Source organism: Rhodanobacteraceae bacterium (genome assembly GCA_016713135.1).
In the GTDB taxonomy this organism is placed as follows: domain Bacteria; phylum Pseudomonadota; class Gammaproteobacteria; order Xanthomonadales; family SZUA-5; genus JADKFD01.
Map to the genome: position 1 here is coordinate 651553 of JADJPR010000020.1, position 23815 is coordinate 675367.

General features: G+C 64.3%; 22 protein-coding genes and 3 pseudogenes. 10 read left to right on the plus strand and 15 right to left on the minus strand.

Features of this window, described 5'->3' with window-relative positions; translation table 11 throughout:
• Positions 1 to 9: 9 nt before the first annotated feature.
• The 3 genes from IPK27_17730 to IPK27_17740 form a co-directional block, all read right to left on the minus strand.
• Positions 10 to 1380 (minus strand): efflux RND transporter periplasmic adaptor subunit, encoded by a 1371-nt coding sequence (locus IPK27_17730; GenBank protein MBK8069394.1) that lies wholly within the window; start codon positions 1378 to 1380, stop codon positions 10 to 12.
• A complete protein-coding gene (locus IPK27_17735) occupies positions 1377 to 2639 on the minus strand; it encodes a TolC family protein (protein MBK8069395.1) in 1263 nt (420 codons plus the stop codon). The genes IPK27_17730 and IPK27_17735 overlap by 4 nt, the downstream gene beginning before the upstream one ends.
• Before the next feature lie 96 nt (positions 2640 to 2735).
• On the minus strand, positions 2736 to 3074 hold the full coding sequence (locus tag IPK27_17740) for a hypothetical protein (GenBank protein ID MBK8069396.1): 339 nt from the start codon (positions 3072 to 3074) through the stop codon (positions 2736 to 2738).
• A 354-nt stretch (positions 3075 to 3428) separates the two neighbouring features.
• On the opposite strand from IPK27_17740, the gene IPK27_17745 reads away from it, so the two are divergent.
• The 7 genes from IPK27_17745 (at position 3429) to IPK27_17775 (ending at position 8307) form a co-directional block, all read left to right on the plus strand.
• Positions 3429 to 3788 (plus strand): hypothetical protein, encoded by a 360-nt coding sequence (locus IPK27_17745; protein ID MBK8069397.1) that lies wholly within the window; start codon positions 3429 to 3431, stop codon positions 3786 to 3788.
• Positions 3789 to 4177: 389 nt separating this feature from the next.
• Positions 4178 to 4564: a hypothetical protein gene (locus tag IPK27_17750; GenBank protein ID MBK8069398.1), complete on the plus strand. Its 387-nt coding sequence runs from the start codon at positions 4178 to 4180 to the stop codon at positions 4562 to 4564.
• Between the two features lie 281 nt (positions 4565 to 4845).
• Entirely contained in the window at positions 4846 to 5217 is a 372-nt protein-coding gene (locus IPK27_17755; protein MBK8069399.1) for a DUF411 domain-containing protein, read from the plus strand.
• 6 nt (positions 5218 to 5223) lie between these two features.
• The gene (locus tag IPK27_17760; protein MBK8069400.1) at positions 5224 to 5892 is read left to right on the plus strand and encodes a carboxymuconolactone decarboxylase family protein; all 669 of its coding nucleotides are present in this window, start codon (positions 5224 to 5226) and stop codon (positions 5890 to 5892) included.
• A 13-nt stretch (positions 5893 to 5905) separates the two neighbouring features.
• Positions 5906 to 6136 (plus strand): hypothetical protein, encoded by a 231-nt coding sequence (locus IPK27_17765; GenBank protein MBK8069401.1) that lies wholly within the window; start codon positions 5906 to 5908, stop codon positions 6134 to 6136.
• Between the two features lie 96 nt (positions 6137 to 6232).
• Positions 6233 to 6625 (plus strand): hypothetical protein, encoded by a 393-nt coding sequence (locus IPK27_17770; protein MBK8069402.1) that lies wholly within the window; start codon positions 6233 to 6235, stop codon positions 6623 to 6625.
• 182 nt (positions 6626 to 6807) lie between these two features.
• Positions 6808 to 8307 (plus strand): multicopper oxidase family protein, encoded by a 1500-nt coding sequence (locus IPK27_17775; protein ID MBK8069403.1) that lies wholly within the window; start codon positions 6808 to 6810, stop codon positions 8305 to 8307.
• A gap of 87 nt (positions 8308 to 8394) precedes the next feature.
• Here IPK27_17775 and IPK27_17780 read toward each other — a convergent pair whose 3' ends face one another.
• The 10 genes and pseudogenes from IPK27_17780 to IPK27_17825 all read right to left on the minus strand — a co-directional run bounded on the left by IPK27_17780 (position 8395) and on the right by IPK27_17825 (position 21154).
• Entirely contained in the window at positions 8395 to 8736 is a 342-nt protein-coding gene (locus tag IPK27_17780) for a DUF3703 domain-containing protein (GenBank protein MBK8069404.1), read from the minus strand.
• 45 nt (positions 8737 to 8781) lie between these two features.
• Positions 8782 to 10986, minus strand: a complete 2205-nt coding sequence (locus tag IPK27_17785; protein ID MBK8069405.1) for a heavy metal translocating P-type ATPase — start codon at positions 10984 to 10986, stop codon at positions 8782 to 8784.
• Between the two features lie 12 nt (positions 10987 to 10998).
• The gene (locus IPK27_17790; protein ID MBK8069406.1) at positions 10999 to 11319 is read right to left on the minus strand and encodes a P-II family nitrogen regulator; all 321 of its coding nucleotides are present in this window, start codon (positions 11317 to 11319) and stop codon (positions 10999 to 11001) included.
• Positions 11316 to 14434: pseudogene (locus tag IPK27_17795) on the minus strand (efflux RND transporter permease subunit). Before IPK27_17795 ends, IPK27_17790 begins: the two are co-directional and overlap by 4 nt.
• Before the next feature lie 39 nt (positions 14435 to 14473).
• Positions 14474 to 15685 carry an efflux RND transporter periplasmic adaptor subunit gene (locus tag IPK27_17800; GenBank protein MBK8069407.1) on the minus strand — a complete coding sequence of 404 codons (1212 nt, stop codon included), beginning with the start codon at positions 15683 to 15685 and terminating at the stop codon, positions 14474 to 14476.
• Positions 15682 to 16860: a TolC family protein gene (locus IPK27_17805; protein ID MBK8069408.1), complete on the minus strand. Its 1179-nt coding sequence runs from the start codon at positions 16858 to 16860 to the stop codon at positions 15682 to 15684. The genes IPK27_17800 and IPK27_17805 overlap by 4 nt, the downstream gene beginning before the upstream one ends.
• Positions 16861 to 17020: 160 nt before the next feature.
• Positions 17021 to 17344: a hypothetical protein gene (locus tag IPK27_17810; protein ID MBK8069409.1), complete on the minus strand. Its 324-nt coding sequence runs from the start codon at positions 17342 to 17344 to the stop codon at positions 17021 to 17023.
• Between the two features lie 145 nt (positions 17345 to 17489).
• Positions 17490 to 18374, minus strand: coding sequence for a hypothetical protein (locus IPK27_17815; GenBank protein ID MBK8069410.1), 885 nt, complete (start codon positions 18372 to 18374; stop codon positions 17490 to 17492).
• A 948-nt stretch (positions 18375 to 19322) separates the two neighbouring features.
• Positions 19323 to 19937, minus strand: coding sequence for a hypothetical protein (locus IPK27_17820; protein MBK8069411.1), 615 nt, complete (start codon positions 19935 to 19937; stop codon positions 19323 to 19325).
• Positions 19938 to 20227: 290 nt separating this feature from the next.
• Positions 20228 to 21154, minus strand: a complete 927-nt coding sequence (locus IPK27_17825; protein MBK8069412.1) for a hypothetical protein — start codon at positions 21152 to 21154, stop codon at positions 20228 to 20230.
• A 29-nt stretch (positions 21155 to 21183) separates the two neighbouring features.
• On the opposite strand from IPK27_17825, the pseudogene IPK27_17830 reads away from it, so the two are divergent.
• From IPK27_17830 to IPK27_17840, 3 genes and pseudogenes are all read left to right on the plus strand, one after another.
• Positions 21184 to 21502: pseudogene (locus tag IPK27_17830) on the plus strand (helix-turn-helix transcriptional regulator).
• Positions 21499 to 21930: a hypothetical protein gene (locus IPK27_17835; GenBank protein MBK8069413.1), complete on the plus strand. Its 432-nt coding sequence runs from the start codon at positions 21499 to 21501 to the stop codon at positions 21928 to 21930. Before IPK27_17830 ends, IPK27_17835 begins: the two are co-directional and overlap by 4 nt.
• Positions 21931 to 22543: 613 nt before the next feature.
• On the plus strand, positions 22544 to 22726 hold the full coding sequence (locus IPK27_17840; GenBank protein MBK8069414.1) for a hypothetical protein: 183 nt from the start codon (positions 22544 to 22546) through the stop codon (positions 22724 to 22726).
• A 518-nt stretch (positions 22727 to 23244) separates the two neighbouring features.
• Here IPK27_17840 and IPK27_17845 read toward each other — a convergent pair.
• Together IPK27_17845 and IPK27_17850 are read right to left on the minus strand one after the other, a co-directional pair.
• Positions 23245 to 23508, minus strand: a complete 264-nt coding sequence (locus IPK27_17845) for a recombinase family protein (GenBank protein ID MBK8069415.1) — start codon at positions 23506 to 23508, stop codon at positions 23245 to 23247.
• Between the two features lie 118 nt (positions 23509 to 23626).
• Positions 23627 to 23815: pseudogene (locus IPK27_17850) on the minus strand (recombinase family protein).

The following is a 23815-nucleotide window of genomic DNA, read 5'->3' on the forward strand; positions in this document are numbered from 1 at the left end:
GAGAGCATTTCAGCCTCCTTGCGGGGCGTGCTGGTGTCCGCCGTCGACCGGCGTCTGGTCTGGCTCGGCGTCACCTGCGTCTTGCTCGTCCCCGCGCCCCGCGGGCGCGGTGCCATGCCCCGCGTGATCCGGTGCTTTCAATCCGTCCAGCGCCGCGCCGAGATTGCTCTCCGCATCGATCAGGAAGTTCGCCGCCGACACCACCGATTCGCCTTCCACCAGGCCGTCGTTGATCTCGACGCGATCGCCGCTGCGACGGCCGATCGCCACTGCGCGCGGCTCGAAGCGGCCGGCGGCGAGTTCGACGAACACCACCTGGCGGGTGCCGCTGTCGAGCACGGCCGAGCGCGGCACGGTGAGTACTGCCGGGCCGGTATCTGCGTGGAATTCGACATCGCCGAAAAGGCCGGGCCGCAGGACGCCCTCGGCATTGTCGAGTTCGACGCGCACCGTCAGCGTGCGACTGGCTTCGTCGAAGGTCGGCGCGATGAAACTGATCGTCCCGTCGAACGTGCGTCCGGGCAATGCCGACGTGCGGAACTGCACGGACTGGCCGAGCACCAGTTGCGCCGAGTCGCTGGCCGGCACATTCGCCACCAGCCACACGCGCGACAGATCGGCCAGCGACAACAGCATCTCGCCGGCCATGAAGCGCATGCCCTGCACTGCCGGCTTGTCGGTGATCACTGCGTCAGCCGGCGCCGTCAACGTCAGGTAGGGATCGACCTGACCACCCTTCAGCCGTTCCAGGCTGCCGCCACCGATACCCCAGTTACGCAGGCGCTCCAGCGTCGCGCCGGACAGATCGCGCATGCTCGCCGCGCTGGCCGGATCGGCCGCCGCCATGGTCGCGGCGGCGCGCTGGGCGATCAGGTACTCGTTTTGCGCCGAGCGCAGTTCGGGACTGTAGACACTCATCAGCGCCTGGCCGCGGCGCACGCGCATGCCGACCTGGTTGGCTGCAAGCGTTTGCACCCAGCCTTCGAACTTCGGTGCGATCACCCACTGACGTGCTTGATCGATGGCGATGCTGCCGCTGGCACGCAGCGACTGCTGCATCGGCGCCAGTTCGACCGTGACGGTACGCACGCCGATCAACTGCACCTTCTCCGGTGACAGCACCACGGTCCCCGGCGTCGATGGCGCCTCGCCCGCATACACCGGCACGTAATCCATGCCCATCGAGTCCTTCTTTGGAACCGGCGACGTGTCGGGCAGGCCCATCGGGTTGCGGTAGTAGAGGATTTGCGGCTGCGCCGGTTCGGCCTTCGAGATGGTCACTTCGGGCGTATCCGCCCGCCGTTGTCCCAGCCACCACCCGCCAGCGGCCGACAGCGCGGCCACCACCGCAACGAGCGTCACGATTCTTGGAGTACTCATGGCAGTTTCCCCTGCAGCAGTTTCAGTTCAACGGCGGCCAGCAAGCGATCGCGCCGGGCGTCCAGGCGGTCGCGCTCGGCATTGAGCGTCAGCGTCAGCGCCTGCAACAGCGTGTCGAAATCGACCGCGCCGACCTGATAGCCAGCGAGCGCCGACTCCAACCCGGCCTGCGCCTGAGGCAGCAATTGCCCAGAGACGAGACTTTCCTGCTCGCCAGCCGACTGCCACATGGCATACGCGGCGCCGACACGCCCGCGTAGTTCATCGACAATGGCCTGCTCACGTGCACCGGCGGCTTCCGCGCGCAGGTCTGCAGCACGCTCGCGCTGGCGGCGCGCACCCTGCTGCAGGGGGATCTCAACCTCGAACATCAGCTCCCAGCCCTCGGCTCGGTCGCCCATCTGCATCAGCCCGAGACCAACCCCGATGTCCGGCAGACGCTCGCGACGAACTTCCTCGGCCATCCCCAAGCGGGCGGCGTGCATCGATGCTTCGGCCTGCGTCATCGGGTGGCGCTCGGCGGCGTCCGCTAGCAGTTCGTCGAGCGGCAAATCGAGCGCAATCTCGGGTTCGCCCGCCGGTGTCGTCAGCACGTCCTGCGGATTCCGACCGAGCCGGGCATTCAGTGTCGAGCGCGCCCGCGCGCCCTGCGCCACCAACTCGATCTGCATGCGCCGCATGGAAGTCAGCTCCACGTCTGCGCGAATGGCGTCCTGCTGTGGCGCCAGCCCGGCGGCGTAGCGGGTGCGCGCCAACTCGCGCATCTGCGCCATCACACCGAGTACGCGGTCGATCGCAGTTGCGCTGGCCTGCGCATGCCACCAGGTGAGCCAGGCCATGTCCGCCTGCTCTACCAGTTCCAGCAGCGTGGCCTCGCGGCGAAAGCCGGCGGCCGCGGCCTCGTGCGTCGCGACTTCGCGCGCCAACGCGCGCTTGCCCCACAGGGGGAACTGCTGACGCACGCGGTACACGGTGGTTTCCACCTGCGCCGGCAGGGCGCGCGGGCGATCGAAGTCGATGCCGTCGAGTTCCATTTCGAACATCGGATCGGGCAGCGCGCCGGCAGGCCCGATCCGCTCGGCAGCAGCCTCCGCATCCAGCGTACGCGCCAACAGCGCGGAGTTGTGCTGCCGCAGCCACGAATGCACTGAATCGAGATCGGCGCCTGGTGGGCTGGCCGCAGCGACAGGCAACGCAAGGAACAACGCCAGCGCGCACGCCTGGCGGCGTGCATGCGGCCACAATATCGAGGTTTCCACGGATCAAGCTCCGCTACGCGATGGCAGACACCCGGCGTCAGCGCCGGGCACGCGCGGCCACGGGCCCAAGGCCCGCGGCCAATCACGGAACAAGAGTTAGATCAGCAGGATGGTGCTCGCGCGTAACCGTGGCCAATTCCGCGAGGCGGGATCGTCGGACGTGGAACGGCTTGCCGTTGCTACGGCTGCAACTAACAGCGCATGCCGGGAAATCATCGGCGGTAGCGGCGGAACGCCAAGCGCAACGGCATCGGTGACGTGCTTGGTTGGATCGGCGCAATGGGCGGTGCAGTCCGGCGACATCGCCGGGTCGCCACTGCCCATGTCGTCATGGCAGCCACCGGAAGCATCCATAGTCACCGGCGCCGGCATCGAACACAGATGCGCGGCAATCGTTACCTGCTGGCACAACAGCAAGATCGCCAGCACCGGCATCAGCCAGCGCGGAAGGCGTCGACGCAACGATTTCAGACCCAAACGAGGCACGCGCATGTTCCGACCCTTCTTGCCAAGAGGATACGCGCACTCGCCGGACCCGCAAGTTGATATTGATCAAGAACCCACGGGGAGGCGAGCCGGCTTGGGAATTGGGCGCACGCCGGTCTCAACTCAGTTCTCGCATTCCAGCGCAAGAACCGCGCACGGTGCTTGATCCAGCGCAAGGACGCTGCGGATCGATCACGCTACGATCAAGCTGTCTAATGCTAGGAAGCGGCTGTGGCATCGAGGGCACTCCAGCAATTTCGTCAACCGCGTCGGCGATGGCTGGCGTTGTGGGCGGTGCTCGCCATGTTGCTCAATCAGATCGCGATGGCCGAACATCTGTGTCGGGCGGCACCCGGCCTGCACGGCACGCATTCAACCCAAGTCTCTGACTCTCAAGACTCGTCCTTGCACTCCCATATGTCGTCAGACACGATGGGCAGCGCGTTGCCGGACTTGAACCAGATTGCGTGCCGCGCGCATTGCGACGACGCTGACAAGCAGCTCCGCGACATCGTGTCGCCGGTCTTTCCTGCGCTGGCAGGCGGTGGCGCCGAAATAGCCCTCCTGCGGCTGGATCGCAACTCGGGCCCAGCGCGCGATCCGCGAACAGCGGATGCGATCCGTGACCGCCACGGCAGCATCTACCGAGTGTTGTTGATCTAGGCGCACCGCACCCGTTGCTGCTGGCTTGCTGCTGGCAGCTGTATCGGGACGGTTGAACGCCGGATCTAGTCTTCGTCGCTTCAGCGACTTCTCCCCTGAGCGTTCACCGTGCGATGTCGGCCCCCGGGCCGTCTGCGGTGGAGTTCCTGCACGTGGAATTTGCGAACCGAACGAGCGCTGGACCGCCGATGGCATCCCATTGGATGTTGCTCACGGCGAAATCAACGCTTTCCCCAATCACAACACTCAATGCGGCCCCGGCGGCCGCGTTGATGTCTCGCTTGTGCCGACAAAGCGAGTCGAGCCAGCGATCGGCAATACCTGGGCCTCAAGTTGGCCCGAAATCCCCCGCGGCCGATCCGGCCGCTATGTCAGCTCGGAGATCTGTCATGGATAGGAATCACACATGCATCAACCGCACCGTCAACAAGAATCGTCGCAGATTCGGATGGCTCGTCGGCCTTGTGGCGGCAACGGCGCTGGCCGGTTGTACCGGAGACAGCGCAATCCGCCACCAGTTCATGCAAGGCCAAGTGTTGTCCGTGGACGCCAACGAAATCGTCGTTTGCATCGGCAAGCGTGATGGCGCGCACGACGGACAGGTACTCAATGTCATAAGGCACTTCGCAGAAATGGCGATCGTTGAAGGCGCTCCCTTCAGCCGTGCCCAAGTCGGGCAGGTGCGCATCGTCGATGTCTACGATGACCATTACGCGCGCGTCTCGATCGTGACCGGAGAAGTCAAGACCGGCGACATGGTGGAACTGGACAACTGAGCACCGCCCAACTGGCAGCCGATCCCACCACGGCCAATGGCATGAGGTCGGGCGTCAAAACCGAACCAGCGGCGCCGCATTGCGGCGCCTTACCGAGGGGAACCCACATGATCCGATCAACACATCTGCTCGCACTCTCTTTGCTTGGCGTACTCGCAGCCTGCAGTAGCGAAAGCAGCATTCAGCAGACCCACGCCGCATCGGCGGCCGCGACCATGACGGTCCCGAGTCTGCCGGGCGCCGAAGTCACCGACTCGCCCTCCGTCGATTCCCTGCCGGCAATGACGGTGCACAAGAGCCCCAGTTGCGGCTGCTGCGGCCTTTGGGTTGACCACGCGAAACGCGCGGGATTCTCGGTCTCGGTGGTGTCGATGAACGACCTCAATCCACTCAAAGTCGCTATGGGGGTTCCGGTTGGCGGCGGGTCTTGCCACACCGCGGTCGTCGGCGGCTACTTCATCGAGGGCCACGTCCCTGCAGCCGACATCCAACGACTGCTAACCGAGAAACCGAAGGCTCGGGGATTGACCGTTCCAGGCATGGTGCTGGGCTCGCCCGGCATGGAGGCTCCAGCGGGCGAGGTACAGCCCTACACGGTCTATCTCGTCGACTTGGATGGCAAATCCACACCGTTCAGTCATCACAACAGGTGACTACCAATGTCCTGGATCCCCGCCAAGCAATTCGGCGACTACCCGTTCTACCTGCGATGGTTCTTTCGCCGGCAGGCGCGCAAGTACGGTCGAACACTGCCACCTTCCTGGTTATGGGGACGGCTCCCCGGGCACTTCGGCGGCTTGTTGTTGCTGCTCGGCCTGTTCCAGAGAAAGGCGTTTCCCGTTGATGCAGCGTTGCGCAGCCTTGTTTCGGCGCGGGTTGCGCAACTCAACGGGTGCGCATTCTGTGTCGACCTGAATGCCTACAACCTGCTCCACGCGACTGGCTCCAGTGCAAAAGCAGAAGCCGTGGGGAGCTGGCAGGACAGTGACCTTTACTCGGAGCGCGAGCGCGTCGCCTTGGACTACGCCGAAGCCATGACGGACACCCAGCGGCGCGTGGGGCCAGCGCAGGCCGCGTCACTGCGGCAGCAATTCGATGACCACGAAATCGTGGCGCTGACCGCATGGATCTCCTTCCAGAACATGAGTGCGAAATTCAACAGTGCACTGGGTGCGGAAGAGAGTGGCCTTTGTCCCTGGCTCGGTGCTCGCGATCAACCCGAAGGCACTGTGACAAGCCTCGCGCCGATCAGCACCCGCCCTCGCCATGCAGGCAGGAATCCAGCCCAGTCAAAAAGCTCTCGAAACCAATCCGAATCCATAACCTGACAAGGAGAATATCGTGGCGACTTTCAGAAACAGGGTCTTGCTTCCGACTCTGCTGTTCATCGGAAATCATCGAATTGCCTTTCGCGTAATCGTGCTGATCGGTGTCATTTTGACGATCGCCGATGCCTTTGTCTTTGAGCGCAGCGAGATTCATACGCTGGTCGGCCATACGGCGATTGGCCTCGGACTGGCTGCAATGTTGCTGCTCGTCGAGAGCGCGGACGAACCGCGAACCGAAGATTGAAAATCCGCCGGCACGGCGGACAGTGATTGCCAAACGAAAGGATGAGCTACGGCGTCTGAAGCATTTCGCTCAGGCGACATTACACGGAGATCCAACATGAACGCAAAAACGAACTCGACCCGCCTGTTTTCAGGCGTCCGCCGGCATTGCCTGGGCTGGATATGGGCGGCCGTGGCCGTCGCCTCGGTGGCGGGATGCGCAGGAGGAACATCGGTGCGCCATGAATTCGTCATGCAGGGGCAGGTTTTGTCGACAGATGAGAGCGGGGTTGTGGTGTGTGTCGGCCGGCAAAACGGAGCCGAAAGCGGTCAGATCCTCAACGTGATCAGGCATATGCGCACCACTGGCGGTAATCCGAAAGCCCCACCATTCCGCCGCGAACAAGTGGGGCAAGTCCGAATCGTCGACGTCTTCGACGACCACTATGCGCACGCGGCGGTCGTCACCGGACAAGCCCAAGTCGGCGACATGGCTGTGTTGGATAACTGATGTCGCGGTTCAGGTCGGCGCCCAACTCGGGCGCCGACATCGCGATTAAGCTGGCGATCGTTGGAACGCAAAGCGCAACTGAGTAGCTGAAGATGCGTCCACTGCATCGACATTGATCACCGTCAAACGAGTGGCTTGCGAACGGCGGATCCTTCTTGCACTGCAAACGTCGGGAGCGACCCATGCGTCGCCGCAGCTTCCTCAACATCGCATCAACAGGCGCTCTTTCGGCGCTGGCCCTGGCCCAGAGTGTATCGGCTCAGATGGGGGGCATGCCGCGCGGCGGCATGGGCGCAATGATGGGTCGCCTGCCACCGTTCAGATCGGGATTGCCTACCGGGCTCCCGCTTCCGCACCTGGGCACTCTCGCGAACCAGAGCGCGGTGCTCGGCGATTTCGAGGGCACACTGGTGGCTTCCCCGTACAACGCGTCGCTTGTCTCCGACCGCACGACCGAGTTATGGGGGTACAACGGACAATACCCGGGTCCGGTGATCGAACTGCGCGAGGGACAGCGAGTCGCGATCACGTTCGCCAATCGGCTCGACCTCGAATCGACCATCCACTGGCACGGTCTCGCGGTTCCTGCAGATCAGGATGGCAGTCCCATGGATCCGGTCGACCCCCACACCGATCGGCTCTACACGTTTGAGGTGCCGATCGGCAGCGCCGGCACCTACTGGTATCACCCGCATGCACACGAGACCAATACCTTGCAGGTCGGCCATGGTCTCGCGGCCCCGCTCATCGTTCGCAGCAGCGACGATCCGCTGCAGGGGCTCTCCGAACGGACCTTGATGGTCACGTCGCTCGGACTCGACTCAAACGCTCAGGTCATTACGGGCTCGACATCCATGTCCGGCATGGGCGCGATGATGATGCCCGGCATGAGCGAATTGCTGGTGAACGGACGGAGGCTTCCGGTCCACACGGTGACACCGGGCGCCACCGAGCGCTGGCGGATCATCAATGCCACCGCGGATCGCTACTTGCGCTTGAGTCTCGACGGGCACTACTTTGCCGTCGTTGGAACCGACGGGGGACTCCTTGACCAGCCCCTGCCGGGGCTGTCCGAATGGCTCCTTGCTCCCGCCCAACGGGTCGAGATCGTGGTGTCGATGAATACACGCCGGTCGACCCGTTACGCGCTGCGCGACCTCGGGTACGGCGGCGCCATGAATGGCGGTTCGGACATTGAGCTGATGACGGTTCAAACGAGCGGAGCGGTTGCGCTCGCGCCCGTTGAACTGCCACGAATCCTGCGACCGATCGTCGCGCTGGGACCCGCGACGGTCCAGCAGCAGGTGGTGCTTTCCGGCGCTGGCATGGGCATGACGGGCGCTTTCCTCATCAACGGCAAACGTTTTGACATGGATCGTGTCGACCTCGAAACGGTGGTCGGTCGAGTCGAGCTGTGGGAGATCGTCAACGCGAGCTTCATGGATCACCCGATCCACATCCATGGCACCCAATTTCAGCTGGTCGGTCGCACGGTGCGCGGTGTTCCCATTGCAGCCGCCTTGCCGGGATGGTTCGACACTGTCAATGTACCTGCCGGAGAAACGGTCACCATCAAGACACAGCAGATGCTGCCAGGCAAGCGGATGTTCCATTGCCATCTGCTGCCTCATGAGGACGCGGGGATGATGGCGGTGCTGGACGTGCGAGCTGCCGCATCGTAGGCCAGCAGCGCCAGCCTCTATCACCTCGGTCGCCAATGGCGCTCTGCCTGACCGCCTGCGCCGATGTTGAGCACGCCGCCGACCGCGTCAGTCCATCCTGAGTATCTCGGCCAAGTCAGACGGGATTGGCATCGGCTTGATTGGACTGACGTTGGCGCCACCCGTGTTCCCGAGCGGAACCCAGATCCGCGAGAACACCAGGGCAGCGAGAATGCGAGGGAATTGACCCACAATCTCGCGCCGGTCACGTCGCCGCCAACCGATCCGCAGCATGGCAAGATGCGAGCGGACGTGAGGCCACGTGTGTCGCTGTCCAAGGATGTGGGCGCGTTCCAGGTGAACGAATGCGCGATCCATGTCGCCTCTGCTTTCCGCCGCGGCGGCGGATGCCATTTCCAGATCGAATGCAGTGCGCAGCTTCTGATTCATGATTCGGTGACGTGCAGATGGTTCGTTGGGATCAAGGCTGGCCGGTCATGTGGCCTGCGGTCGAAGTAGCCTGAGGCCGTTGAGGACGACGATCAAGCTGGTGCCCATGTCGGCAAACACAGCCATCCACATGGTGCCCATGCCGACCACGGTCAGGCCGAGGAAAATCGCCTTGACGCCGAGCGCCAGCGCGATGTTTTGCTTCAACACCGCAGCGGTGGCTTTGGAGAGCCGAACGAACTCGGGAATCTTTCGCAGGTCGTCATCCATGATGGCGACGTCGGCGGTTTCGATCGCGGTGTCGGTACCGGCGGCTCCCATCGCAAAGCCGATGTCGGAACGCGCCAATGCAGGTGCGTCGTTGATGCCGTCGCCGACCATGCCGACCAGGCCCTCCCTGCCGATCATCGCGGCAATCGCGGTGACCTTGTCCTCGGGCAACTGATTGCCTTTGGCGTCGTCGATATTCACCTGCTTGGCGATGGCGGCTGCAGTGTGCTGGTTGTCGCCGGACAGCATCAGCGTCTTGACGCCGAGTGCGTGCAACTGCCCGATGGCCTCACGGCTGGATTCCTTGACCGTGTCGGCGACGCCGAACAGGGCCAGCACCGCCTGTTCGCTGGCAACCAGCACGGTGGTCTTTCCCTGCAATTCCAGCACATTCAGGCGCGCTTCGAGGGCACTGCCGCAGAGCTTCAGTTCTTCGATCAGGCGGTGATTGCCGAGATGGAAAAGCCGCCCGCCGATGCGCCCTTTGACGCCGCGACCCAGCAAAGCCTCGAACGCGTCGACCGCCTGGATAGTGACGGTCTTGGCCTGCTGCGACTCTGCGACCGCTTTGGACACCGGATGATCCGAGCGTGAGGCCAGGCTGACGGCGATGGTCAACGCGTCCCGTTCGGCCCCGGACACCAGCTCGAAATCCGTGAGCGCGGGTTTGCCGACAGTGATCGTGCCGGTCTTGTCGAGTGCCAGCCACTTCATGTGCCGGCCCTGCTCGAGGTAGACACCGCCCTTGATCAGGATGCCGCGGCGCGCCGCAGCGCTGAGGCCGCTGACAATGGTGACAGGCGTCGAAATGACCAGCGCGCACGGACAAGCGATGACCAGCAACACCAGGGCCTTGTAGATCCAGGCCAGCCAGTCGCCGCCGAGCAACAGCGGTGGCCCGAGGGCGCACAGGAACGCAACGGCGAAAACCACGGGCGTGTACACGCGGGCAAATTGATCGACAAAGCGTTGCGTCGGCGCCCTTGTTCCCTGCGCGGATTCGACCGCGTGGATGATGCGCGCGAGCGTCGATTCATCCGCCTTGGCGGTCACCGTGAATTCCAGTTCGCCGCTCTGGTTGATGGAGCCGGCAAACAGCGAATCGCCTACGGTCTTGTCGACCGGGACACTCTCGCCGGTGATCGGCGACTGGTCGACGGCGGAATGGCCGGCGCTGACGATGCCGTCCAGCGCCACGCGCTCGCCGGGTTTCAAGCGCACCGCACTGCCGAGGGCCACTGTGCGCGCCACCACCGTCTGCCAACTGCCATCCGTCTGACGCACGGTCGCGATGTCCGGGGTCATCGCCATCAACCCGCGAATGGCATTGCGAGCGCGATCGAGGGACGCCGCTTCGATCCGTTCCGCGAGGGCAAACAGCACGATCACCATCGCCGCTTCCGGCCATTGTCCGATCAACATCGCTCCGGTGACGGCAATGCTCATCAGCGCATTGATGTTGAGCGTGAGGTTGCGAATCGCGATCCAGCCCTTGCGGTAGGTGCCAAGACCGGCCAGGGCAAGGGCTGCAAGCGACAGCGCTGCGGGCAGGAAGGGCGTTGCCAGACCAAACCACTCGGCCGCTTCCGAGACCAGCGCCGCTGCGCCCGCGATAGCCAGTGGCCACCACGACTCCCGGGGTTCCGCTGGCGCAACGGCCAGCGCTTCGCTGGGTGCGCCGGACACCGCGGGCTCCGCCTCCATGCCCAACGAGGCCACCGCTTCGATGATCGGATCGATGCTCGACAGCGAATGCTGCACCGTCAACTGGCGGCGCATCAGGTCAAAACTGAGGTCGACCACGCCCGGCATTCCGGCCAGGCGCTTGCGCAGCAGCGCTTCTTCAGTCGGGCAATCCATCGCCTCGATCCTGAAGATCGATTCCAGCAGCTTGGTGTCGACAGCCTCGGCGCCGTGGCGCGGCGCCCCGACTAAAGCGCCAGACGCCGCAGCGCCGCGTTTCTCGTGGTCATCGTTCATCCGTTGCGCGCCTCAGTCGCGCGAATCGATGGGGAATGCCGCATCGACGCTGCTGACATAGACAAAGCCGGCATCGCGTTTGCCGGTCCGGCCGTGCTGGCGCACCAGAGCAACCGCGGTGTCCACCTGGTCGTCCTCGCAGAACAGTTCGATCTGGATCTCCGAGGTCACCTGCTCGCCAAGTTCGACGGAGTACTCCTGCTCGCGCGCCGATAGCGCGTGCAGCAGGCCCTTGACGTCGATCAGTCCGATCCGCGTGAACCCTGCCTCACGCAAGTTGTGCACGATGTCGGCGACGCGGCCCCGATGCACGAATGCCTTGATCTGCTTCATGGTGACGCCTCCTCCAATGCAGCACGCCGTTCGGCACGGTTCTCCAGCCACTCGTAAAGCACCGGCAGCAGTAACAGGGTGAGCAGGGTCGATGTGATCAGCCCGCCGACGACCACCGTGGCCAATGGTCGTTGGGTTTCCGCGCCCACCCCGGTGGAAATCAGCATCGGCACCAGACCCAGGACGGCCACGCTCGCGGTCATCAACACCGGTCTCAGGCGCAAGGTGGTGCCTTGCACGACGGCCTCGCGAACCGACAAGCCCTTGTCGCGTAGCTCGTTCAAGAAGCTCACCAGCACGATGCCGTTGAGCATGGCCACGCCGAACACGGCGATGAAGCCGATCGCCGAGGGTACCGAGAGGTACTGGCCGGTCAGGAACAGCGCCAGCAGGCCGCCGATGGTCGCGAAAGGAACATTGGCCAGAATCAGCGCCGCGTACTTGACCGAGTTGAACGCGGTGTAGAGCAGCACGAAGATGAAGAAGATGGTGACCGGAACGATCACCGCCAGCTTGGTCAGCGCGCGCTGCTGATTCTCGAAGGCGCCGCCCCACTCGATCCAGTAGCCCGCGGGCAGATCCGCCTTCTGTTCGATCGCGGCCGAGGCTTCCTTGACGAAACTGTCGACATCGCGACCGCGCACATCCATCTGGATCACCGCGTAACGCTGCAACTGCTCGCGGCGGACGAAGGAGTAACCCTCGGCGATGGTGACCTCGGCGACTTCCGAGAGCGGCACCAGTGCGCCAGTCGCGGTGCGCAGCGGAATCCGTCGCAGCGCCTCGATCGAGTTGCGCGTGGCGTCCTCCAGACGCACCGAGATGTCGAAGCGCTTGACGCCATCGAGCAGTACGCTGACCGGCTCACCGCCGAGGCCGTTGCGCACGATGGTCAGCACTTCCTCGGCGTTCATGCCGTGGCGCGCGAGTTCCTGGCGATTGACCTCGATCTGGATCTGCGGCTTGCCGATGTTGGCTTCGAGCGAGAGATCGGCCACGCCCGGTATGCCTTCGAGCACTTCCTTCAACTCCGCGCTGATGCGATCGAGTTCCTTCAGATCCTCGCCGTAGAGCTTCAGGGCCAGGGTCGCCCGCACGCCTGAGATCAGCTCTTCGACGCGCATCTGGATCGGCTGGGTGTAGCTCGGTACCGTATTCGGCACCACCTCTTCGAGCTTCTCCTCCATCAGCTCTTCCAGTTCCTTGATGTCGCGCCCCGGCGTCCATTGATCGAGTGGCGTCAGTGCCGTGTAGATCTCCATGTAATTGACGTCGGCGGTTTCGCCTTTCTCGGCGCGACCGATCATCGCCAGCGTGGTCTCGACCTCCGGGAATTCCTTGAAGGCCTGCGCGATGCGCTTGCTGGTTTCGATCGAGGTGTCGAGCGAAGTCGACGGAATGCCGGTCACGCGCCACATGATCGAACCCTCCTGCAACTGCGGCATGAACTCCTTGCCGAGGAAGGGGAACAGCGCCAGGCTACCGACCAGGGCAACGATAGCGAAGGTGACGACCACGCCCTTCCTCACCAGCGCATGCCCGAGCAAGGGCACATAGATGCGTTTGACGGCGCGGACCAGCCAGGTATCGCGTTCTTCCTTCGGCTTCAGGATCAGCGCCGCCAGCACCGGGATCAGGGTCAATGCCAGGATCAGTGAGCCGGCCATCGCGAAGGCGATGTTGAAGGCCATCGGCTTGAACATCTTGCCCTCCAGGCCTTCGAGGCTGAACAGCGGCAGGAACACCACGATGATGATGATGATCGCGAACGCGATCGGATTCGCGACCTCGCGCGCCGCGGCGAGCACGGCTGAAGTTCGATCGACTGGCCCTCCGTGCTCACGTCGCTCCGCCATGATGCGAAAGGCATTCTCGACGATCACCACCGCGCCATCGACCATCATGCCGATGCCGATTGCCAGACCGGCGAGCGACATCAGGTTTGCCGAGAGCCCGAACTGCTGCATGCCGATGAAGGCGATCAGCATCGCCATCGGCAACGCGACGATGACCACCAGGGCAGAGCGCAGCTCGCCCAGAAACAGGAACAGGATGATGGCGACCAGAATCGAGCCTTCGATCAGCGCCCACACGGCAGTACTCACCGCCTTGTTGACCAGTTCGGTGCGCGCATAGACGGGTTTGATGTCGACGCCTTCCGGCATCGCATCGCGGACGATGCCGAGCTTGCTCTCGACCGCTTCGACCACCGCCTTGGCGTTCTCGCCGAGGCGCGCCAGCGCCATGCCGAGCACCACTTCCTCGCCATCGCGGGTGACCGCACCGAAACGCGGCGCCGGGGCCTCGATCACGCGGGCGACATCGTGAAGGTGCACCGGCACGCCATCTTCAGCCTTGAGCACGATCGCGCCGATGTCTTCGGTCGATTTCAATAGGCCCAGGCCGCGCACCAGGTACTGCTCGCGCCGACGTCCATGACGTTGCCGCCGACCTGGCCGTTGTTGATCGGCAGTGCCGCGAGCACGTCGCCGAAGCCGAGGCCACGCGCGTACAGTCGTTGCGGGTCGATCAGCACCTGGAATTCGCGTTCGCCGCCGCCCCAGGAGGTGACGTCGTCCACGCCCGGCGCGGTGCGCAGCACCAGCCGCACGATCCAGTCCTGCAGCGTGCGCAGATCCATGTCGCTGACCTGGTCCTCGGTGACGCCCGGCTTGCGCTCGACCGTGTACCAGAGCACCTGGCCGAGCCCGGACGCATTCGGGCCCATCGACGGTTTGCCATAGCCTTCGGGCAGGCGGTCGCCGACTTCCTGCAGCCGCTCGTTCACCAGCTGGCGCGCGAAGTAGATGTCCATGTCGTCTTCGAAATAGACCGAGACAAAGGACAACCCGAACAGGCTGACCGAGCGGATCTCCTGCACCTTGGGCAGGCCGGCCATCGCCGACTCGACCGGGAAGGTGAGCAGTTGTTCGACGTCCTCGGCCGCGAGGCCCGGCGACTCGGTGTAGATGTTGACCTGGGCCGGCGTCACATCGGGAAAGGCATCGATGGGAACGGTGGTGACCGCACGCATTCCGAGGAATCCGACCACCAGGAACACGATCAGGACCAGTACCTTGTAGCGCAGCGAAACTTCGACGAGGGCGTTCAGCATGGCGCACCCGCAGCATTGCCGTTGGCGTTGCGCAGTCGGTCAATGGGCATGACCTTCTCCCATCTGCGACTTCAGCTGACGCGACTTCAGGGTGAAGGCGCCGGACACGGCAATGCTGTCGCCGGCGACGATGCCGGCGGTGATTTCGGTACGCTCGCCGACAATCGACCCGACCTGCACCTCGACCGGTTCCACGCCGTCGGCGCTGCGCCGGAACACGACGGTCTTGCCTTCCAGCTGCACCAGGGCCGCGGTCGGCGCCGCCAGTTGTTGCACCTCCGTACCGGACGCTTTCAGCAAGGCGTCGACGTAATCACCAGCGTGCAGCCGGTCGTCGGTGTTGGCCACCTCGATGCGCACAATGGCATTGCGCGTGGCTTCCGCGGTGCGATGCGCGCGCAGCGTGACCTTGCCCGGAAGTCGCGCATCGCCAGCCACGACGGTGGCTTCGGAACCGACCTCGATGCGGTGTGCGTTGTCCGGCGTCAGCTTGGCGTCGACCCACACGATCGATTCATCGACCAGTCGAAACAGCGTGTGCCCCGGCTCGACGCGCTCACCGACGGTGAAGGCGTCTTCGGTGATGCGTCCGTCGTGTGGTGCGGACAACGAGAACTGGCCACCAGCGCCACCACTGCCGCCAATGCCATAGGCACGGGCCTTGGCGCGCGCCTGCTCGACGGAAATCCGCGCCTCGGAATAGCGGCGGCCGGAAACGGCCTCCTCTCCCAGCGCGGACACGCGCTTCCATTCCTGTTCGGCCAGTTGCAGTTCGCCTTGCGCCTGCGCGACTTCGACACTGGAAAGCGTCACCAGCAGCGTCCCGGCCTTGACCTCGTCGCCGAGCCGCGCGTGGCGCTTGACCACCAGGCCCGGAATGCTCGGCGTGATCAACGTGGTTCCGTAGGCGTTTTCCAACACTTCGCCGGGCGCTCGAAGTTCTTCGCCCAGCGTCATTGGAGCGAGAGTCTCGAAGCGCACGCCGGCAGCGTCGAGTTGCTCGGCGGAAAGGGTCAGCGGCGACGCTTCCTCATCCTCGTGGCCCTCTTCGCCTTCCGCGTGCTCGTCGGCGTGGCCAGAATCAGGCTCATCCGCGTGGCCTTCTTCGCCTTTCTCGCCATCCTTGTGATCTTCGTGTCCCTGCGCCGCTGCCGCGACTTCCTTTTGCGCCTCGCCCTGGTCAGCAGAACAGGCGCCCAGCAGCGTCAATGCGGCCAACAGGCCGAGCAATATCCATCGTTGCGAAATCATTGGATCAGGTCTCCAGAAACAGGGGGCATGCCGGTCCAGTCATCGAGACGACCGGCAGCAGAAAGATGGTCAAGCGTTGCGCGCAGCAATTCGCCGCGCAGTTCGGCACCCGCGAGCGAGGTGTCGAGCGCCTGCTTGAGCTGCACCAGATAGTCGGAGGTGCTCAGTTCCCCGGCCTTCCACAGGCGTTCCAGCAATTCCGCGCGCTCGCCCGTCGCGCTGGCGCCACTCGATTGCCATTGCTTCCAGGCATCGAGCAACGCGGCATAAACCTCGGCGGACTGCTGCGCCTGCGCCTTGAGTTCCAGTTCCACCACGCGGGTTTGCGCCGCGAGGCTGTCGGCGTCGCCGCGTGCCGCGTCGACTTCGGCGCGGTAGTCGTTACGCACGTAAAGCGGAATGGACACGGTCAATCCGATCACCGGTTCGCTATCGAAACCGGTATCGACCTGGCCGCCGCGGACGCTGACCGTGGGGTCGGCCCGCCGATCGCGATCGGCGGAGATCACGCGTGCTTGTGCGGCCAGACTCTGGTTGGCGGCCAGCAGCGCCTCGGGTAGCGCCAGAACGGCCGCATCGTCGATCCGCAAGGGCTGCGGAAACGACACGCCGCTGGCGTCGAGGGCCACGGCTGCCGGATCGCCGCCCGCGATGCGCATCGCCGCGCGTGCCTGCGCCGCCTGTCCCATCAGCGTCGCCGCCTGCACGCGTGCTTCTTCGCGGGCAAGCAGGGCCAGATCGCGTTCCAGCGTCGACACGTCACCGACACGAAGCTGGCGCTCGGCGAGATCGGCAAAGCGCTCGATCAGCGCCAGTTGCCGGCTCGCGATCTCGGCGCGTTCAGACGCCGTTCCCGCGGCAAACCAGGCACTCAGCCAGCGCTGCTGGAAGTCGCGCCGAGCGAGCGCGTAGTTCGCCCTGGCGACGTCCAGCTCAGCCGCACCCACGGCGGATCTGGCGCGTCGCTTGCCGCCGATATCCAGGGTCAGGGAAGCACCGGCCTCGACGGTGTCGACGTCCGCGCGTTCGGCGCCGAACTCGATCTCCGGGTTGTACACGGGCCGCGCCGCTGCGCGCGCCCTGGCCTCTGCGGCGCTGAGTTCGCGGCTAGCGACTTCCGCCGCGGGATGTCGCGCCCAAGCGGCCTGCAGCGCGGCCTGAGCATCATCGGGCATTGTCCGGAAGGGCCAGGGCTTGGCCCGTCGCCCTGACCCTGCGCCAGGGTCGGGGCCCACAGGAAAAACAGCAGCAGCGCCGCGCCGCAGCGCAGGCCAGGTGAGATTGACATGGTCGTCCTTCATGAGTCGCAACGTCAGGCGCGCAACCGCGCGCCCGTCAGGCGGGTGTCATGTCAGACGGCAGCAGGGGGTCGCAGGGCTTCTTCGAGAGGGGCGCGTTGCTGGACAGCCACGATCGGCCGGCCACGGCTCCGTGAGCGGAATGATCCGTCAGTGCGAGCAGGCTCGCGGCAGGCAGCGCAACAAAATGCGGGCATACGCAATGACTGCATCCACTGGCATGCAGGACCTGCTTGCCGGCGCCCGCGCCGTCGTCGTCCAAGGCATCGACGACCACGGCCGTCGCACCCGAATCCGCGCGCAGATCGTGGTCCACGCACGCGGCCACGCCGATGCTCTGCACCAGGATCAGCAGCAACATGACCAGCGCGGGCCAGCGCATGGCCCGAAATCGCGCAAGTCCTGAACGGGAGCGTGGCGTCAGCATTCGCGCAGGTTAGTCGACCTTGGTCCCCGTACACAATTACATTGATGCGAATGGATTGCATCCGTACAGGTTGAACCCATCATGCGGATCGTATGCGAGTCAACGCAAGAATGCCCAGCAATGCCACCGCCAGGATCAGCATGCCGACAGAAGTCGATGCGATGGCTGGGACCTCTAGCGGCAATGGCTCAGCGGCGGCGGGACATTGCGGCGGCGTCAGTGCGAGGCTCTCTATACCGGGCGTGCTCGGGCTGATCAGTGTTTCGCGTCCGCTGGCCAAATCGATTCGGTAGACGCGGCTGGGCACCGCGCCACCCTCTTCGACGATGGCCCACAGCCGTCCATCCGCATCGAAACCAATGCCCCCGTCGTTGAATCTCGCGGTGGCGGAAAAGCTGCCGATCGGCAGTGCGGTCCCATTGGCACGATCGATCGAGTAAATACCCTCGTCGCCCTCGGATCCCAAGCCAACCAGTAGATCTCCGTAGACAGCCAGGTCCGTGATCTTGTAGCCAAGTGCGCCAATGGCCCCTACCGGGGTGGCCCTTCCGTTGATCGGATCGATGCGATAGAGCGTCTTGCTCACTTCGCCAGACATGAACGCCGTACCATCACAAGCAAAGGTCAATCCAAGATCCAGTCCCGCCGTGATTCCTGTCGGCAGTCCGAGATTGCCGATCTGGCTCCCAGGAATCGCCGCTCGGACCGTGTCGAAGTCAATCCGAAAGAAGGTCTTGGTACCGTCGTCTACGGCCCAAAGCTGACCTGCGGGATCAAGCGCGAGCCCCTCAGCATCCAGAAACGGCGCGACGGCGCTGCCCAATCGAATTGGGCCGACGTCCACGAACGCCCCCGTCGCGAGGTCAACTCGAAGGAGATGATCGTGTAGCGATTCGGAAAAGCTGTCGGAGTTGATCGCGTAAGCAAGCGGCTCAGCTGCGGCAGGCTGAATCGCGACCAGCATTGCGACTACGAGAGGAAAGAACACGCGCCACAAGCGCGGTTTAGACGACGGATCCATGCGGCGGCCTCTAAGTCTCTTCCAAGCCCGCGCCAAGCGCGGCCCAATTCACACCGCGTACTTTGAGATTGGAGGCCTGAACGGGCCCGCTGCCCAACTCGAAGTTCCAGGTGTCGGAAGGCACAGGCGAGACGCAGGGGGTACCACCTGTTTCACCAGGTGAAACGCCGATGGCGGAACGGAAGGCTGCTGGCAGCAGCAGTGCCTGCAGCCCGCAGACTGCATCGAAAGGGATTGATCACGGTCCGGAGCATTCCCCAATGCAACAGATGCCACCCGGACCGCCCCCGCGAAGTCCACCCGCTGGTCCTGCAAGAGGTCAAGTGGCCCACAACTGCAGGCGATCACGCTCTTCGCTACGACCAATAGTGCGACAAAGAGCAACAGCCACTTTGTGCGACGCAGACGCGTTAGCAATGTCGGTTCAACTCTGTCCATGCGTAGCAAGGCAGTCTGTTGCTCAGACTGATAGTAGCACAAACGCTTGCGGCCGTTTTACGCGGACACGACGACGGAGCGCCCCGTCAACCAGACGACGAGACTGAGCCGGCCTGACTCAAGCCAAGGGGTCTCCACAGAACCCGGATGGGGCAGCGTCACCTGCCGACAGAGCAACAGCATCGCCAGAATCGGCATGAGCCAACGCGCAAGGCGACGGTGCCACGGCTTGAGACCACAGCGGCGCACTGAAGGGCTCGGGAGCTACGTTCTGCCACTTCATGCCTGTTGGCCAGCACCCGTATTGAGATCAGCAAAGACGGTTGATGGCACCCATTCACCGGAAAGCCGAAAATGCCTTCCGGACGATCGCGCACGCGGCTCAAACCTGAATCGCAAACGCACATCGCAGGGGCGATTCGGCATTGGCCATCCAAGCCAAGTCACCGGCAATCAACTGCTTTCGTATGGGGTAAGCCAGTACCTCCCCGCCCCATCCGCCTCAACGAACACCTCCTTTACCGACTTGTGCTGCCTGAAGATCTGGTGCGGCGAGAACCTGTCGACATCGATTTCGAGGGCGTCGGCGAGGGTGGACTTGTGGACGGGCTTGCCGTTGGCGGCGACCAGGACCGCGAGAAACCGCTGTACCTGTGGGGAGATGGCGACGCGCTCGCCGTTGATGTGGACGGCTCGCTGATCCAGGCTTGCCAGTGACGTGCCGAGTTCGCTGGTGCTGGCGGATCCGACGTAGGCCTCGAACTCCTCGATCACGAGTCCGGCCTTGCGCAGGTGGGCGCAGGCGCGGAGCGGTACCGGCGCAAACTTGGACATCGCTGGCAGCCAAGCGGTTGGCGCATCGACGCACACCAGGACTCCCGCCTCACCGCTGAGCGCGCGGATGATGTCGTCGTCGACCACCGGCGCGAACCAAACGCGATGGCGCTTTCGGGCGATCTCGCGTTCGCCGAGGCGCCAGAGCTTCCCAGGGACGATCTTCTGCGTTTCGAACCGCGATGCCAGCCCCAGGGCCGCGGCAACGGCTCTGGCGATCTTCGGCAAGTCCAAGGAGAGCGGACTCAGTTGCGCGGCCGGGATGTTCTGCCAGCCGCAACTGAGGCACAGACCACGGTACGCGTTTCCGCCATATACACCCGGGGCGCGGGCACACCTGATGCAGCATTCCGGTGCTGCACCATGGGCAGGTGATGTCGTCCAGCAATTTGAGCTCTGGCTTGGCCAGTCCAAGATCGAGCAAGTGCCGATAGCCAACACCGCTGTCGACGTCGGCCAGGACTGCCGGATGCAAGGCCTGCGCGCCAGCGGCCAGCCAGTCGCACAGCAACCGGAACGCGAGATCAACCTTCGGCATCGACGGCTTCTTCTTCGACGCGAGCGTTGTCATCGGCCGGCACGGCATCGCTGACACCCCATGCCGCCAGCAGGCGGGTCACGAGTGCGGCGTCGGCTGGATCGAGGTCTGGCAGGTTGGATATGCCGTCGCGCTTCAGCCGCAGGACCAGGACGCGCCCTGCCTTGCCCGGCGCCAACGGGGCGTAGTGGATGGCGACGATCGCTTCGGAGATCGCAAAGCCTCGGCGCAAGGGATCGTGCTCCCGGAAGTGCGTACGCGCGAACTCCAGCGCGCACGGCAGGTGCGGCGAAGGCTTGGCCTGGATGCGCAGTTCGCCGAACGGCGGCACGAGGGCCAGGTGCTCCGGCTCGCGCGAGATCGGCACGGAGACGCGCAGGTCCTGGCGCTTCCAGCCGCGCTTGCCGACGGCGAGATCGACGATCAGCAGCGTTTCGGCGGTGTCGAAGGTGTTCGGCCAGGTCAGCAGCGCCCGCAGCGCGCGCTCGCTGTCGTTGCGCATGCTGGCGAATTCCTCGCGCACCGGCTCGGGATGCTCGGAGGCGTTCAGCAGCGCGTCGATACCGCGGCGATCGCTGAGCGCATGCACGCGGCGCAGTTCGGTGAGCAACGTCGCTGAGGCTTCCGACGGCAACACGTCGAACACCTGGGTCAGCGCCGCGTAGAAGCCAGCGTCATCGACAGCTTCGTCGACCTCGAGCGGCAGTTGCCGAGACCGCGCATAGACCCGCCACAACGAGGGCGACACGGCTCGAAACAGATGACGATGATTGAATGCGGCCATGCGCGGCTCCTTGCGAGCGGAGAGGGAGAAGAAGGGAGAAAGTTCGCCATAGCGAACGGTTGTGGATTCTCTCAGGAATACACCCAGGCATGTCAACCGGGTTTGTTTTCGTTCGCCATGGCGATACAATCCGCGCCCCGCGACCCAAAGTGCCATCCATGCCCTCTGCCCTTGGCGACAAGATCCGCGCCGCCCGCAAGGCGCTGAAGCTCAGCCTGGAAGACCTCGCCGAGAAGGTCAGCAGTTCCAGAGCTACATGTGGGAACTGGAAACCGCGACGAACCGAACCCAGGCGCGGACTTGCTCATGCGCATCGCCGGCGCGCTCAACGTCACCACCGAACACCTCCTCGGCCCGACGGTCACCGATCCCACTGAGGACGTGACGGACCAGGCGTTCTTCCGCAAGTACCAGCAGCTCGACCCGGACGACAAGAAGCGGATCCGCAAGATCCTCGACACCTGGGACGACGCGTGAGCTTGCCGAAGTCGCCGCGCGCAGCGGCCAATGCCGTCAGTCTGGTGCTGTCAAAGGTGCTCGGCGCCGACCGGTTTCCGATCGATGTCGAAGCGGTCGCACTGGAGATGTCTCGGCAGTGGTGCCCGCGATCACCGATCACGAAGGTCGAGGGACACAGAGATCTCGGTCGCTTCGAAGGTGCGCTGCAGCAACACCCGCAAGGCAAGTACTGGCGCATCAAATTCAACGCCGACCGCCGGCCATCGGCGCGCTTCACGATCGCCCACGGTTCGGTCATTACGCGCTGCCGTGGATGCGAACGTCCTTCGAGTGCAGCGAGTCGGACGTTTCGGGCGCAGAGATCGACATCAGGCACGATGCCGACGCCTACGTCGGCATCGGCGCTGATACCACTCGATGACCTCCGGCGGCAGATCGATGGCTAGCGCTTTTGACTTCGAACTGGTCAAGCCTTGCTACCGGCGACCTTACGGCGTTTCCCTGACTGACGGCGGCGCGCCCGACCGCCGAAGTGAGTGGCAGCGGGTCGCTCATCGCTTTCGCGCGCGACGGCACTGACACCGAGTCCTGGCCCAGCGGGCGTGCGTTTCGTTCGGGCGTTTCTGCGTTCAAAGCGGCAGATCGTCAAGTACCAGCCGCCTCGTTTTGGCGCACCGCTCCGTTGCGACGGGATCGGCGCCAGCGCATGTCTCGACGCCAGCACGTGGTTCCCCAGCGAACCTATGGGTACTTTGCTCACCGAGCACACTCTGGTGTCGCACGATCACGACAGCACGATGCTGCTGCTCGTGTTGCCGAAGCTCGACTCAACCCTCACCAGGCGAAGATTCTGAGGATGATCTGCTCGGAGAACGTCCATGCGGTTCGAGCGCAGTGGTCAACGCCCGGCTGAGGCAAGCACTGGTCTGGCCAGCATCGGCGGGTTGATCGCGAGGTCTTTCACACCGATACACGTGTCCACCCGATCATCGAGATCGCCTCGACGATCCACGGCGATAGTGTCGTCAGGTCGAGCAGAGAAGGCGCGACACTGTAGGCATGGTCCTGCTTCTACCACAGCGCGCTAGTTCGCCGATCCTGGGTGATCTCGCCGCGATCGAGCATGCGTTGCCAACGATGCGCCTGGATCAGGGCGTTCTGAAGGCTGGTGAGGAGCTTGGGCGGCCCGTCTGGCGCTTGACCCGGCGGATGCCGCCGAGCCGCATCTTGATCGGGACGTGATCACCGTCAGGCGACCGTCGCTGCCTGATCTGCACACGCTGGGCGGGGCCGGGCACCTGGATGCGCTGGTGGCTCATGCGCTGAGCTCTCGCCGGTTGGCTGTTGAACTCGCGCAAGTGCGCGAACCCACTCGGTCGCATGCGAACTTCGACCGATCCCGGGCCAACAACTGACGCTCGACCCAGAAGCGCGTCAGGCGCGCCTGCTCCGCGAGAACAAGCTCACCCAGATGCGATCGATCTGCGTCATCGCCGACGGTCTGCGCCTCATCGAGCCCGGATTCCAGGCTGCTGGCCTGCGCGCAGATGCGTTCGATCAGCTCCGGCGCGCGCGCAACGTCGCGCGCAGTTGGTCGAGCACCAGGCTTCGATCTCCGCCGCCGGAATCCGCGGCAGGGGCGCGATGCCGGACCCGACCTTAATCTCGGTTTGGCTGGGGTAGTAGCAGTAGCGTTTTCCGTTCGGCTTGGTGTGTGCCAACCGACCATCGCCCGCCGTCCTGGTCGACGATGATGCCCTTCAACGGATAGGAGGTTCGCGACGCGCTGGCATAAGGTTGGCGCGTCGCTGTGGGTTGACCACCGTGAACTCCGCTTGCGCGCGATCCCAAAGCGCCTGATCGATGATCGGCTCGTGCGTGCCCAGCACCCGTTCACGACTCCAGAGCTCACCCAGGTAAACGCGGTTCTTCAGCACGGAGGTGAGCGTGACCTTGTGTATGGATCGGCCGCTGCTGGCGCCCCGCCTTGGTCGTCCGCCTTCGTCGTGATGCCCTCGGCGCACCACCCGGCCACGACTTTGGTGCGGCCGAACCGAGTCTCGACGAAACCTTCGAAGATGCGGCGAACCGAACGCGCCTCGCAAGTTCACGACCAGTCGGCGCTCGACAACGTCGCCAGCGTGGCGGAATGCCGTGCATCCAGTAGCCGCGCTTCTTGCTGGCCACGAACTTGTCGCGGATGCGCTCGAGTCACCTCGCGCTCGAACTGCGCGAACGACAGCAGGACGTTCAACATCAGCGGCCGCCATCAGATCGCCGGTGTTGGAGCTCTGCGTGACCGACACCAAAGCTGACGCTGTGGCGATCGAA

Excerpts from the sequence above, each read along its gene's own strand:
- IPK27_17740 (MBK8069396.1), bottom strand. The coding sequence starts at position 3,074 with ATGCCGGTGCTGGCGATCTTGCTGTTGTGCCAGCAGGTAACGATTGCC.
- IPK27_17760 (MBK8069400.1), top strand. The coding sequence starts at position 5,224 with ATGTCCTGGATCCCCGCCAAGCAATTCGGCGACTACCCGTTCTACCTG.
- IPK27_17805 (MBK8069408.1), bottom strand. The coding sequence starts at position 16,860 with ATGCCCGATGATGCTCAGGCCGCGCTGCAGGCCGCTTGGGCGCGACAT.
- IPK27_17780 (MBK8069404.1), bottom strand. The coding sequence starts at position 8,736 with ATGAATCAGAAGCTGCGCACTGCATTCGATCTGGAAATGGCATCCGCC.
- IPK27_17745 (MBK8069397.1), top strand. The coding sequence starts at position 3,429 with ATGTTGCTCAATCAGATCGCGATGGCCGAACATCTGTGTCGGGCGGCA.
- IPK27_17840 (MBK8069414.1), top strand. The coding sequence starts at position 22,544 with ATGGTCCTGCTTCTACCACAGCGCGCTAGTTCGCCGATCCTGGGTGAT.
- IPK27_17755 (MBK8069399.1), top strand. The coding sequence starts at position 4,846 with ATGACGGTGCACAAGAGCCCCAGTTGCGGCTGCTGCGGCCTTTGGGTT.
- IPK27_17810 (MBK8069409.1), bottom strand. The coding sequence starts at position 17,344 with ATGTTGCTGCTGATCCTGGTGCAGAGCATCGGCGTGGCCGCGTGCGTG.
- IPK27_17775 (MBK8069403.1), top strand. The coding sequence starts at position 6,808 with ATGCGTCGCCGCAGCTTCCTCAACATCGCATCAACAGGCGCTCTTTCG.
- IPK27_17730 (MBK8069394.1), bottom strand. The coding sequence starts at position 1,380 with ATGAGTACTCCAAGAATCGTGACGCTCGTTGCGGTGGTGGCCGCGCTG.
- IPK27_17800 (MBK8069407.1), bottom strand. The coding sequence starts at position 15,685 with ATGATTTCGCAACGATGGATATTGCTCGGCCTGTTGGCCGCATTGACG.
- IPK27_17790 (MBK8069406.1), bottom strand. The coding sequence starts at position 11,319 with ATGAAGCAGATCAAGGCATTCGTGCATCGGGGCCGCGTCGCCGACATC.
- IPK27_17750 (MBK8069398.1), top strand. The coding sequence starts at position 4,178 with ATGGATAGGAATCACACATGCATCAACCGCACCGTCAACAAGAATCGT.
- IPK27_17785 (MBK8069405.1), bottom strand. The coding sequence starts at position 10,986 with ATGAACGATGACCACGAGAAACGCGGCGCTGCGGCGTCTGGCGCTTTA.
- IPK27_17770 (MBK8069402.1), top strand. The coding sequence starts at position 6,233 with ATGAACGCAAAAACGAACTCGACCCGCCTGTTTTCAGGCGTCCGCCGG.
- IPK27_17815 (MBK8069410.1), bottom strand. The coding sequence starts at position 18,374 with ATGCTGGTCGCGATTCAGCCTGCCGCAGCTGAGCCGCTTGCTTACGCG.